Genomic DNA, 12,833 nt, shown 5'->3' on the forward strand with positions numbered 1-12,833 from the left:
AGCCTGATATGATTCATTTATCGCATATTCATTTTATTCGAGGCGAACGACATATTTTAAATGATGTGAATGTACATATTCAACCAGGTGAACACTGGGTATTGTTAGGTCGTAACGGGTCAGGCAAAACAACATTGCTCGAGATGATGAACGGTTACGAATTCCCGAGTCGGGGAACCGTAGACGTGTTAGGAAACCGATATGGCCAATGCGATGTGAGAGAAGTTCGTAAGAGAATTGGTTATATCTCACAGTCGCTTATGGAAAAACTAAATCTAAGCGATCCTGTTATTGAAGTTGTTGCTACCGGCGAGTATGCCTATCTCAGATTTTATCAAGAGATCCCGCAGGAAGTTTTGGATCGTGCCATGGTTATGCTGGAGCGGGTACGAATTCGTCATTTGGCTCATCAAACATTAGGCAGTTTGTCGCAAGGTGAACGGAAGAAAGTGATGCTTGCCAGGTCCTTGATGATGAAACCTTCCCTTTTGGTTTTGGATGAACCTGCTGCTGGCCTGGATTTATACGAGAGAGAACGCTTTTTAAGAGATGTGAATGAACTTAGCAAGCAGGATATTACTGTCGTCTATGTGACGCATCATATTGAAGAAATTATTCCGTTAATTACGCATGTTGCCATCATCGAACAAGGGGAATTAATTGCTGCTGGGCCAAAGAAAGAGGTGCTGACGCCGGGAAATATCCGTAAAGCTTTTGACGTGGATATTGAATTGGAATGGTTTCAGGATCGACCGTGGATTAAGGTTTTGGATTAAAGAAGATAAAGGATGCGGCTATGACACAAATTACGACATACATTGGTTCTTCGAATCACGGGTTTGCGCAGTACGCGCAGGATGAAATCCGTAAGTTATTTCCGCTGACCAAGTTCACCTTACTTGTGCCAACTGAAGTTTTTTTATTCGAAGTGCCATCAGGTACGGAAGATGCAGTAACACAAATGAAAGAGCAAGAACCAATTTTTCTTAGACATATTCAGCCTGTTTTTCAGCAATGGGAGATTACAGGAACTGAAGCGGATCTTGAACATCTCAAAGGATGGTTAAAAAACGCACATGCAGAAGGGCTTGTTCACTCCGGCGAAAAAATAGCCATCCAAGTGCGTAAAGAAGAACGCGCTGATGTTCCCTACGCCCCCTTTGCGGTCAAGGCTGCATTAGATGAAATCCTTGTTTCGGAAGTTCATGCTGAACCAGTGGTTCGCTATGCTGACCAAATTATATCCATCTACATTCATGCGAAAAATCTGTTTGTAGGGATATCCAAGCCAGCCGATAATTTATCGGATTGGTCAGGCGGCGCCATTCGTTTTATGAAGGAACAGGATCAAATTTCACGTGCTAAATTCAAGCTTTTGGAAGCGGAGCAGCGATTTGGCATTGATTTTAGTGTCGCAAGAACGGCTCTTGATATCGGGGCTGCACCAGGTGGTTGGACCTCGTTGTTATTAGAGCGCGGCTTGAAGGTTACGGCCATTGACCCTGCAGCAATGAGTCCAAGACTCCTTGGCAACCCTAATCTCAAGATTTACAAGAAAAATGCAAGCGATGTGAAGCTTCGGGATCAAGAGTTTGACCTGCTTGTTTGTGACATGAGTTGGGATCCCCGTCAAATGGGGCGTTTGGTCGCAGATTTGTTGTATTCTTTACAAAGTGGCGGCACGGCGATTATTACGGTAAAACTGATGCATAAAAAACCGTTTCAAACGGTTCGCGATATTCTACGAATACTAGAGCCATCTCTTTTTCTGCTTAAAGCGAAACAGCTGTTTCACAATCGGGAGGAATTGACGCTTTATTTGCAAAAGATGTAGTACTTTTGGAAAATAATGTAGATTTTTATCTGAGCCCCTTTTATAATCAATGTAAATATTACTTGATGAAGGGGGCTTTTTTATCGTAAGCCATAAGAAGAATTGGATTGGAACTTGTATCGGTGGAAGATACCACATGGAATCTTTGCTAGGGCAAGGAGGGATGAGTGAGGTTTACTTAGCAGAAGATCAAAAGCTCAAAGGAAAGATGTGGGCTGTTAAGGAAGTCCTGCCAATTGAACAAGACGGGGCATCCTTCCTGGAAGAAGCGGAGATGCTCGCAAGGCTTCATCATCCCCAACTGCCGCAGTTGGTTGATTATTTGACAATGGAAGATGGAACAGGTTTTTTGATTATGGATTATATTCAAGGCCCTACGCTTCAAGATTTATTTGAAGAAAAAAGGCGAGAACTACCCATGGCCAAAGTCGTCCAGATCGCTTTTCAATTATGTGATATCCTCCATTATTTGCATACATTCCAACCTCGCCCGATTATTTACCGGGATCTCAAGCCCTCCAATATCATGTTGAATGAGCAATCGCAAGTCCGGTTAATTGATTTTGGCGTTGCGAGACATTTCACACAAGGCAAACAGAACGATACCATGCAAATGGGGACGATCGGCTTTGCTGCTCCGGAGCAATTTATGGGTTTACAAACCGATGTGCGTTCTGATTTATATTCACTTGGTGCCATGCTTTACTACTTATTAACGGGTGGTCAGTATGCCTATCTCACCAACAAGTCTTTAGATCAATTAAACCCTGAACTCCCCGAAACACTTATTTCAACAATACGGCTACTCCTGCAAGAGAATCCTCAGAACCGCTGTCAATCCGCCATGGAAGTGAAGATGAGACTTCGTTCCATATACCCCGATTCCGCACACACAACGGATTATCAAAAACATTCCAATCGAATACCGCAACAGGATAAATTAATTGTAGTCGGAGGCCTATTTGCTGGCGTAGGATCGACATTTCTGGCAGTTACACTAGCTAGAATTTTAAACGCCCTCTACATTCCTAACGCGCTTGTAGAACAACCGACCATCGAACCTGATCTGTACATGCTTTTATACGGAGATCTGAAAGCCCCTAAGAACTACAATTTTGCAGCTCAATCAATGAGAGTGCAAGATCAGAGTTTAGCTTCTTCTTCTCCTTGGGATAAAGGGCATTCAACATGGTTCCCAACTCATCCAGACGGATTTCATGAAGAATGGCAGCCAGCAGACTCATTTAAGCTTCTACATATGATCAAAAAGCCAATCGTTCTATGGGACATATCGACTCAATGGGAGCACCCTTCCGTTCAGGAACTCTGCCATAGTGCAGATGATATTATCGTAGTTCTTGATGCTTCCCCGGGTAAATGCAATCGGCCTAGCTCACGTGCTAATTTCGAACGGTTTAATTCCTATCAGCAACGTGGGAAAAAAGTACACTATATTGCTAATGGAAATATGCAAAATCACTTTCATAAGGAATGGATGGCTTCGCTCCCAGCCTCTCCGTTGTGCACGATGCCGGAGCTCCCTAGAGGGGAAGTCATGCGTGCAGTTTGGAAAGGGGAGTGCATCCAGGATCGCCCCGAAGTGTTAGAACAGTTAATGACGGCTTTGTCACCACTCCTGAAAGAGCTCCTACCAGAGAGTCGTTTACTTGTTAACGAAGGCAAGAGGGAGAAAAATTCCTTATTCTCAAAATTAAAAAAGATTAGCAATCGATAAGTTATAGCCAATTTTGACCAAACAGATGAGAAATATGCTATGATATTGCATGATTAAACAAGCTTGAATGCAAAGGGGCAGTTAGTTATGGAAAAACGATTTGCCAGAGAATCCAGATGTTTCAAAACATCACGCATTTTTCCCACAGATGTGAATAATCACAACACGCTGTTTGGCGGAAAGCTGATGTCCTACATTGATGACATTGCTTCGATTGCTGCACATAAACATTGCCGGAGATCCGTTGTAACAGCATCAACTGATTCGGTTGACTTTTTGTATCCGATCCACACTTCGGATTCTGTCTGTTTGGAATCATTTGTGACTTGGACAGGGAAAAGCTCGATGGAGGTTTTTGTGAAAGTCGTTACAGAGGATTTGAAAACCGGAGAAAGAAAAATTGCCGCGACTTCCTTCCTGACTTTTGTTGCGTTAGATGACAATAAGATACCGGTCGAGGTGCCTCATGTGATTCCGGAAACGGAAGAAGAGACGAAGCTGCATGAATCGGCGCCGCAGCGTGCAGAGATGAGACGTATCCGCAGAGGTGAAAGTAAAAGGCTTGCTGGATTTTTCACGATGAAATATCCGTGGGAATAAAAGGGATTGATTTTTCGGTAAAATGTGGTACAATTTGGATAAATTGTTGGACGAGCGGAAGCACCGCTGGTTTTGGAGATCATCTCTGAAATCGGCGCGTGCTTTTTTTGTTTTTCCTTCAAGAAGAAGGAGGATGGGAGGATGATGCTTTGAAAGCTGCTACTGCGATTCGCCTGGCGATCGTACTTGGGGTGGTTGGTCTTGTATTAATCGGCAGTGGCATATACAGCCAATTCTCTTGATTTTAGAGCATATAGGAGGGCGACTGGATGAAAAAATTTCAACTTTATGTATTAGATGATGACGAGGAATATGCGCAGCGACTGGCGTCCTATATACGCGCTTCCGAGTTCGGAGAACGCATGCAGGTGAAGCTTTTTTCGAAAGCAGAATTGGTCTTGGAAGTTCTTGAGGCCAAGCAGGCTGTAGGCGTGTTGTTGGTGTCGGAGACATATTATCGTCTACTTCTAGATCGGAGAACCAACCTCCATAAGATGATTTTAAGCGAAACGATAACGAACTCATTGGATGCAGAAACGAAGGTTCCATTTTTGTACCGGTTTCAATCTTTGCACCATTTGCTTACACGACTTCAGGCTTTCTATGCCGAAAAGCTGAATGAGGAGAGGAGCAGTCTCGGGACTAATAAAACCAGTGTCATCTCCGTCTATAGCTCAAGTGGAAATAGTGGTAAGACCATGACGGCTATTCATCTGGCCAAACAGCTTTCTTTTCGAGGGGAGCGAGTTTTTTATTTAAGCCTGGAGTCCGTTAGTTCAACTTCACTTTGGCTGAAGGGTGAAACAGGGCGTTTTTCACAATTAATATACTACTTGAAAAGTTCGCCTGAATTACTCGGGCCTAAGCTGCAATTACTGAAGTCAGTTGACCAGCAATTGCGAATTGACTATTTGTCGCCCAATGATCAGATCAGGGAAATGCAAGAAATAAGCGGAGAACAGATTCGAATTCTCATAGACGCACTTATTTCATTAAATGAATATGAATACATCATTATTGATCTAGAAGCTTCCGTGCATCCTCGAATCGTAAAAGGGCTGGAAGTCAGTGATCATATCATTTGGCTGGTTCGAGATGATCTGAATGATGTTTATAAAACGAAGGTATTGTATAAGCAATTGGGAGCGATGCACAACGTTCATTTTGTAATGAATAAGTATACTGGCATGCAGACGAACGATTTTTCGGAGCTTGGCCGTGATATTGCTTTTAACCTTCCTTATATCCCGGAGTGGAAAAGTATTAGATCCCCAGAGCAGATGTGGGCATCCAGTTTATTCTCGGAACAAGCCTATGAGATGGCTGCAACTCTTTGTATCATCAAAGGAAATGCTGCTTCAAGAGCTGAAGGGGCTGTAGCTTCTTGAAACAAAGTCAATTCGTAACGTTGAAGCAGCAGATTAAAGAAAAGATTGATCTTTCAAGCACAGTCAGTGATGCCAAGTTGATGGAGCTTATTGAAGAAGCAATTTTTCTTGCATCATCGGAGGGAAAATGGACATCGAACGAAATACACGCTTCAGTCAAGCGTATGTTTGACTCATTTCGAGGTTTGGACATCCTCCAGCCGCTTATCGATGACCCCACTGTTACTGAGATTATGGTGAATGGGCATGAAGATATATTTTTCGAGCGGAGAGGAGCCGTTGAGCGATATGCATACTCTTTAGAAAGTGCGGAGAAGCTTGAGGATCTCATCCAGATGATTGTGTCTAAAGTGAATAGGATCGTTAATCAATCAACACCAATTGTCGATGCTCGGCTGCAGGATGGTTCGAGGGTTAATATTGTGCTACCGCCAGCCTCTTTGAGTGGGCCAACGCTGACAATTCGTAAATTTCCTGAGAAACCGCTGCTGATGGAAGATCTGATTCAGATGGGGAGCATCTCTACGGAGGCTGCAGAAGTACTTCAGGTGCTGGTTGAGTCCGGATATAACATTTTTATCGGAGGTGGTACAGGTTCTGGAAAAACAACTTTTCTTAATGCGTTAAGCAGCTGGATACCCGCACATGAACGTATTATTACGATTGAAGATTCGGCAGAACTTCAGATACAAACCGTACCCAACCTGGTCAGAATGGAAACCAGAAACGCCAATACAGAAGGCAAGGGTGAAATTACCATTCGGGATTTAATTCGCGCCTCGCTCCGGATGCGGCCTAATCGAATTATTGTTGGGGAAGTTCGAGGTGCTGAAGCGTTAGATATGTTAGCTGCGATGAACACTGGGCATGATGGAAGCTTAAGTACAGGGCATAGTAACACCTCAGTAGATATGCTGAGCAGACTTGAAACCATGGTGCTAAGTGGCGCCTCCCTGCCGATTGAGGTTATCCGTAAGCAGATTGCTTCGGCACTTGACGTGATGGTTCATATCAGCCGAACTCGTGATCGAACCCGAAAGGTGACTGAAATTCATGAAGTCATTGGAATGAAGGATGGTGAAGTTCATCTCCACCCGTTGTTTTTATTCGAGGAAAGAGGGGAAGTGACAGACGCTAAGGTAACCGGGGAGCTTGTGTATACAGGCAATCCACTCCAAAGCATGCACAAAATACGTATGGCTGGCAAAAGGTTGCCAACTTGGTTTTCACACAGAAAGGAAGAGTGTGGAACTGAATGAAAATTATTTTACTTATAATCCTGACAGGAACAATCAGTTGGATAATCCTGTTATTCATGGAGAGACGCCGGCAAAGCACCGAACCTGCTGAGAAGAAGTCTAAAACTCGAGATCTGCACCACCCCCAACGCCATTCCGTTCTCACACTAGTTGATTACAATTGCTATCAATTGACTCCTCGTGAAAAATTGAGCGCCATCCTAATGCTCGCCTTGCCTGCTTTTGTTGTAGGTTATATTTTCTATAAAAGCTTCGTTCTTGCTGCCGCTTTTTCAACAGTCGGACTGATCTTTCCCCGCATTCGCAAACAACAATTAATCCAGTTACGCAAAAATAAATTGTTTGTTCAATTCAAACAAGCGCTAAGCTGTTTATCCTCTTCCATGGCCGTCGGCAAATCCATTGAAAGTGCTTTTCAAGAGGCATTGGAAGACTTAAAGCTGCTTTATCCTGACCCTGATTGTTTAATTGTTACTGAATTCAGCGTTATATGCCGAAAGGTTGAGAACGGCGAACCCATAGAGGCTGCGCTAAAGCATTTGGCGGATCGCAGTCATTTAGAAGATGTCATCAGCTTCACAGACGTCTTCCTTACCTGTAAGCGTACAGGCGGAAATTTGGTAGAGGTCATGAAGCGTACAGCAACAGTCATTGGAGAAAAACTTGAAATCACGCAGGATATCAACGTCATGATTGCACAGAAACGGTTTGAGTCGAGGGTGTTATTGTTTGCTCCCATTGTCATTGTTGCCGTGCTTGCCTTTTCATCACCGGAGTATATGCAGCCGCTTTATTCAGGGAGCGGGACCCTCATCATGAGTGCGAGCCTGCTCTTGCTGGGCGGATGTTATGTGATCACTCAAAAAATTATGAATATTAAGGTGTAGCATGTGGATCAATTATTTGCTCATATCTGAAATGTTGGCAATTCTCATTTTGCTGCTGTGGGGGCGCAAACGATATGCAGATATCATTACCGCTTACCCCTATCCCTTTCGGATTAAATTACTATTTCCTTGCAGTTATTTAATCGTTGATCAGCTGCGTTTGATGGAAAAGTTACCTGATTTCACGTCCAAAATCCACCATAATTTAATTAAATTATATGGCAGAAGTTTATCTGCATATGGGAGTAAATGGTTTTATGCGGAGATCATTTCGATGAGTTTGCTATGTGTTGTGATTGTCACTCTTTTCTCGGCGCTCGCAGGGGGCGATGCATCACTCTTGTGTTTTGGTTTCATCGTTGCGATAGTTCTTCCAATGCTCATGGTGCGCGATTTGGATGTGAAAATTAGAAAAAAACAACTTTTAATGATCATGGAATTGCCTGAAGTATTAAGCACAATCGTGCTGCTGGTTAATGCAGGTGAAACCGTCAATCGCGCATGGATTCGCTGCGTCGAGGTTAGACCTCATAAAGCGCAATCACCGCTATACATAGAACTTGCGCGAGCTGTTCATGAATTGGAGATGAACGTTTCTTTTTCGAAAGTGATGGAAGACTTTGGTAAACGCTGCGCACTGCATGAGGTGTCTTTGTTTACTTCAGCTATGATGCTCAACTATAAACGTGGAGGAAGTGATTTCGTAGCGGCGCTTCATTCGCTATCCCTGGAGCTTTGGCAGCGCAGAAAATCGGTTGCGCGAACGTTAGGAGAGGAAGCCTCCTCTAAGCTGGTTTTTCCCATGGTGCTTATTTTTGTAGTGGTGATGGTAATTGTGGCCATGCCGGCATTACTGATGATGAAATAATGGAGGTAAGAAACGATGAGAAGCATGATGGAAGGGTTGAAATCATTTTGGAAAGAGGAAGATGGACTCGGTACTTTAGAGATTTTATTGATTGTTGCTGTGCTTGTTGCCATAGCAATTATCTTCAGAAAGTGGATAGTCTCGTGGTTTCAAAAGCTGATTGGGGATGCCAATTCTGACCTAAAAGACAATAGTAAGGTGGCTCCTTGTGCGCCAAGTCCAACAACTAGCTGTGCGCCATAGCCGTCATAACCGCAGACAACACTTTAGAGATGGAGAACAGGGAAGCTTTACATTAGAAGCGTCCCTAGTTTTACCACTCATCTTATTTTGTACAATTACTGTCCTTTTCGTTAGCTTATACGCTTATCAAAAAGTGTACCTTCAACAAATCGCTAGAACAGCAGCTGAACGGTTAGCTTTTACTTGGGATAACAGCCACAAAGATATAGTGACAGGCAACTTTAACCCTTCGGAGACGGATGGACTTTACTTTCGACTTACACAAAACCACGTATCCGATTTATTCGGAAGACTGGTGTCGAACGAATCATCTGAGATTGCGCTTCCATCAGGAACTGCTGGCGATCTCGTCGAGAGAAAGCTGGCTAAAGCGTCTGAATTGCTGCCTCAAGGTGTTACGGGATCAGCTAAGTTTTCAAATTTTATTTTAGACCAACAAGTCGAGGTGAAACTCCAAAAACCATTTCATTTCTCGCCTGTTATGAGCAAATGGTTTAGGGCTAATCAAACAGGCGGAACAGCTGTCTCGCACGTGGTAGAGCCGGTTGAGCTTATCCGATTAACGGATATTACACGGACGTATTTTAAAACGATCAAGGACCGGATTACTCCTCAAAAAGCGCGAGAGGCACTTGTTGAACCTGCACAAGGTGATTTGTCAGGTCCGAGTATAACGATAAAATCAGAGCGGCAGGCCGCGGCGTATTTGCGATCTTTGGTTAATGGCACTGAGGTGGTTTTGACGACAGAGTCTGGTAAAAGCAGAACAGTCGATGCGTTGGATGCTCGCGGGATTGGCCATCAAGCTTTTTATAGTTTGACAGAGGCTCAGCTTCGAATGGAGCAGCTTCCTAAGGATCTCGAGCTTATCCAACAGGGCACACAAGTGAAGAGTGTCGTATGGCATTTCTTTAAAAAAGATGCCGGCGGCAAAGGTATGCCCTCCAATGCTTTTCGGAAAGAGCTCGAGCGGAAAGGGATTGTCGTTGTTATTCATAATTAGAATGGGGGGAGTTTTTGAAGAGATTCGTTCGATCAGAAAGAGGGGCCGTTTCCGTCTATCTGATTCTAATCATTGTGCCGATCTTTTTATTTCAAGCGGTACTCATTGATTTTGCCAGAATTAAATTGGCGGAAAAAGAGACCGAATCAGCGGTCAAGGCCGCTGCGCGCTCAGTGATGTCATCTTTTGATACAAAGCTTCAAGCGATGGGCTTATATGGGCTGGGGATCTCACAAGAGCAATCAGAGGAAGTTTTTCGAACCGTTTTTGCTAATAATTTGTCAAGTCAAGTTTCGACAGGCGCTTTTCATTATGTGGATACTAAACCTATCGATCATGGAGATCGTGTGACACCTGTTTATGCATTAGCCAGTCATGAAATTTTTGAGCGTCAATTGTTGGAGGATATGAAAATCAAGGCGCCAATCGAGTTCACGCTGGAAATTACGGATAAATTTCGCAAAACAGGGACGAAAGCTCCCTTTCAGTTTGGAAGCCAATTCTCTAAGGAGGCTGCTGAGTTAGAGAAGCTTATTGATCAAAGAGAAAAGCAGTTGGATGAAGCTTGGCAGAGCAGTGAAGAGCTTTATCGCAAAACGAGCCTATTTCATAGTAACTATCAAACCCGTATCGCGGAACTGGACAGTTTAGCCTCCCAAATTGGCATCCATACTGCAGATGAGGTACGAAATGAAATCGTTCAAGTAGAAAATCAGCTGCAATCTGTTCAGGCATCGATAAGAGACTTGGATATGTCCATTGCGGCGATCAGCCGAGCAGGTTCGGGCGGTGTGGCGGGCATGCAGGCTATTTTGGAATCCCGTCAGGCATTAGGAACTCAAGCTCAGCTACTATCTCAAAAGCTGAATGATCTTAAAAATTTGCTGCAATTAATTATTAAATATGTGGCTCTCCTTGCGACTACAAAGCTCGAGGCTCTGGCCAATACCAAAGAAATTGGGCTGCTGCAGCAGGCGATTGAGCCAGCATTACGTACGGCAAAGCAGCAAAACGATGAAATTCGCACGAAGCTTAATGGGATTACTTCACGACCTAATACAGAGGGGACTAGTGCGAACGAGGTTTTTCAAAGTGTTCCTGTGCTGGGCGATGAATACTTCTATAAGTACCAGACAGCTGTTGCAAGCATTACAGCCTTATTTTCTGCTTTTCAAGAGGTAGTTGACTCCGTGCAACTTTATACGGCTGAAAATACAAACAAAGCCAATCAAGCTAATGATGCTTATTGGACGGAATCGCAAGAATTTTATAACAAGCAAAGCGTATTAGAGAGAACGAGAATGGAACAAAACAGTGCGATCTCAACGAATAAACAGCAGCAAAAAAGTAAAATTCAAATGATTTTGAATCAAGCGAAGCAATCGATCGGCGGATGCAGCTTAGTGAATGCTCAGAGTAGTGACGATGAACTTTATGATCGTCTTCAAGGTACTGGTTCACAATCATCTTCATCCAGCAAAGGTTTCTACCAGAAATATCGGGAGGCTAATGCGCAGGAAGCCACTATCGGCAGCGAAGTTGCGTACGATCTAGAGAAATCTGAGCCGGTTAGCTTTAAAGCAATGGATATGCTTGCAGCCTTCAACAATGCGGCGGAGGTTATGCGTAACGAGCTATATGTGAATGAATATGCGCTTACTAAATTTAATTACCGGACGATTGGTTTGGAAAAAGATCAAACAGGCAGTCCCAAAGTCTTAAGTGATCGAGCAGACCCGAGAAAACACGTATTAGCAAACCAAGAGGTAGAATATTTACTATATGGCTTCTCCTCCTGTTCAGCGAATATCTCATCGGCGTATGCGGAAATGTTTTCTTTTCGCCTGGCAATTCGAACCGTTGAGGCTCTGCTCGATCCTAAAAAAGAGCTGCTTAATATTGGCTCTCCGCTGTTGGTACTTCTGGCAGCAGCAGCAGAAGGGGCCGTTTTGGCTTTCCAAGACATGACAAAGCTGGTGAATGGAGAAGCCGTAGAGTTATCCGCAAAAATAGCAGCCCCCGCCTTAAGTTTGACTTATAAGGATTATTTACGGGTCTTTATGCTCATACATAGCAATAACACGAAGCAAATGGCTAGAATGCAGGCACTCATAGAGCTTGAAACCGGAAGGGATTTAATGCAAGCTACGACATATTTGCAGGGTAACGCCTCAAGTGATATTAAACTGTGGTTTATTCCTCAAATCATGAAACTGCTGGATGGGAGCGGGTTATTAGGCTGCAAAGTGACAGGGAATCGATGTCAATTTTCTAGCTCAGCTGCAGTAGCGTATTGAACGTTGGGAGGGGCATTATGCTGCACAAGTTTTACAGTGAACAAAAGGGAGGTATCGTATTGGAGGCCGCTTTAATACTGCCTTTTTTCCTTGCCTTTGTTGTTGGCCTTGTCATTTGTATTCAAATCGCATGCCTGGAAATGGCGCTGCAAGCCGGTGTGTCTGAAGCAACGAAATCGATTGCTGGCCAGTTGTATCCCGTAAGACTTCTCGTGCAAGAAGCTAAAGTGAAATTTGAGCAGAGTGGACCAGTAGAAATCATAAATTCAGCCATCGGTCATGTACAATCTGCACGAGAACAAGTGTCAAACACGGAAAACTTAGCAGATGAGTATGCCGCATATATTCCTCAACCGCTGCTCGAATTAGTTAAATGGGAGAAAGAGAAACGGCTGCAAGGCGAAGAGTTACTGACAGAAGGGAAAGATGAACTGTTCGAGCAGCAAGTTAAATCCCGCTTACATGCCGCGTTTACTCCGATTGTTTACGCTTTTTGCGATGATTCAATCGTACAGAAAACCAACTTTAAAGTTGTTTCTGTGACTCTTCCAAGCTTGTATAACGATGGAGATGCTTATTTTGGAATTGAGGCGGAGATTTCGTATCGCTTACCGATCCCGTTTTTAAGTCAAACGATTATTTTGAAAAAAAGGGCATTTGAACGAGCATGGTAGGTGCTTAATCGCCGTCTCTGATAGAGGAGGATTTTGCATTCAATA

Annotated in this window: 12 protein-coding genes; all 12 read left to right on the forward strand. The window is 43.7% G+C overall.

Annotation, left to right across the window (positions count from 1 at the left end):
* Window positions 1–8: 8 nt before the first annotated feature.
* A complete protein-coding gene (locus GON05_RS30955; protein ID WP_157324747.1) occupies window positions 9–776 on the forward strand; it encodes an ABC transporter ATP-binding protein in 768 nt (255 codons plus the stop codon).
* 20 nt (window positions 777–796) lie between these two features.
* The gene (locus GON05_RS30960; RefSeq protein WP_157324749.1) at window positions 797–1,834 is read left to right on the forward strand and encodes an SAM-dependent methyltransferase; all 1,038 of its coding nucleotides are present in this window, start codon (window positions 797–799) and stop codon (window positions 1,832–1,834) included.
* Window positions 1,835–1,970: 136 nt separating this feature from the next.
* Window positions 1,971–3,569, forward strand: a complete 1,599-nt coding sequence (locus GON05_RS30965; protein ID WP_181646362.1) for a serine/threonine-protein kinase — start codon at window positions 1,971–1,973, stop codon at window positions 3,567–3,569.
* 87 nt (window positions 3,570–3,656) lie between these two features.
* Complete coding sequence (locus tag GON05_RS30970; protein WP_157324752.1) at window positions 3,657–4,169, forward strand: acyl-CoA thioesterase; 513 nt, start codon at window positions 3,657–3,659, stop codon at window positions 4,167–4,169.
* A gap of 269 nt (window positions 4,170–4,438) precedes the next feature.
* Complete coding sequence (locus tag GON05_RS30975; protein ID WP_157324754.1) at window positions 4,439–5,557, forward strand: P-loop NTPase family protein; 1,119 nt, start codon at window positions 4,439–4,441, stop codon at window positions 5,555–5,557.
* Entirely contained in the window at window positions 5,554–6,816 is a 1,263-nt protein-coding gene (locus GON05_RS30980) for a TadA family conjugal transfer-associated ATPase (protein WP_181646363.1), read from the forward strand. The genes GON05_RS30975 and GON05_RS30980 overlap by 4 nt, the downstream gene beginning before the upstream one ends.
* Window positions 6,813–7,703, forward strand: a complete 891-nt coding sequence (locus GON05_RS30985) for a type II secretion system F family protein (protein WP_157324756.1) — start codon at window positions 6,813–6,815, stop codon at window positions 7,701–7,703. The genes GON05_RS30980 and GON05_RS30985 overlap by 4 nt, the downstream gene beginning before the upstream one ends.
* 31 nt (window positions 7,704–7,734) lie before the next feature.
* Window positions 7,735–8,571, forward strand: a complete 837-nt coding sequence (locus GON05_RS30990; protein WP_157324757.1) for a type II secretion system F family protein — start codon at window positions 7,735–7,737, stop codon at window positions 8,569–8,571.
* A 15-nt stretch (window positions 8,572–8,586) separates the two neighbouring features.
* Entirely contained in the window at window positions 8,587–8,814 is a 228-nt protein-coding gene (locus GON05_RS30995) for a Flp1 family type IVb pilin (RefSeq protein ID WP_157324758.1), read from the forward strand.
* Window positions 8,780–9,817, forward strand: coding sequence for a TadE/TadG family type IV pilus assembly protein (locus GON05_RS31000; protein ID WP_157324760.1), 1,038 nt, complete (start codon window positions 8,780–8,782; stop codon window positions 9,815–9,817). The genes GON05_RS30995 and GON05_RS31000 overlap by 35 nt, the downstream gene beginning before the upstream one ends.
* Window positions 9,818–9,831: 14 nt before the next feature.
* Complete coding sequence (locus tag GON05_RS31005) at window positions 9,832–12,114, forward strand: TadE/TadG family type IV pilus assembly protein (protein ID WP_157324762.1); 2,283 nt, start codon at window positions 9,832–9,834, stop codon at window positions 12,112–12,114.
* 17 nt (window positions 12,115–12,131) lie between these two features.
* Window positions 12,132–12,788 carry a TadE/TadG family type IV pilus assembly protein gene (locus GON05_RS31010; RefSeq protein ID WP_157324763.1) on the forward strand — a complete coding sequence of 219 codons (657 nt, stop codon included), beginning with the start codon at window positions 12,132–12,134 and terminating at the stop codon, window positions 12,786–12,788.
* Window positions 12,789–12,833 lie beyond the last annotated feature (45 nt).

The organism is Paenibacillus anseongensis, from assembly GCF_009757995.1.
In the GTDB taxonomy this organism is placed as follows: Bacteria; Bacillota; Bacilli; order Paenibacillales; family NBRC-103111; genus Paenibacillus_E; species Paenibacillus_E chondroitinus.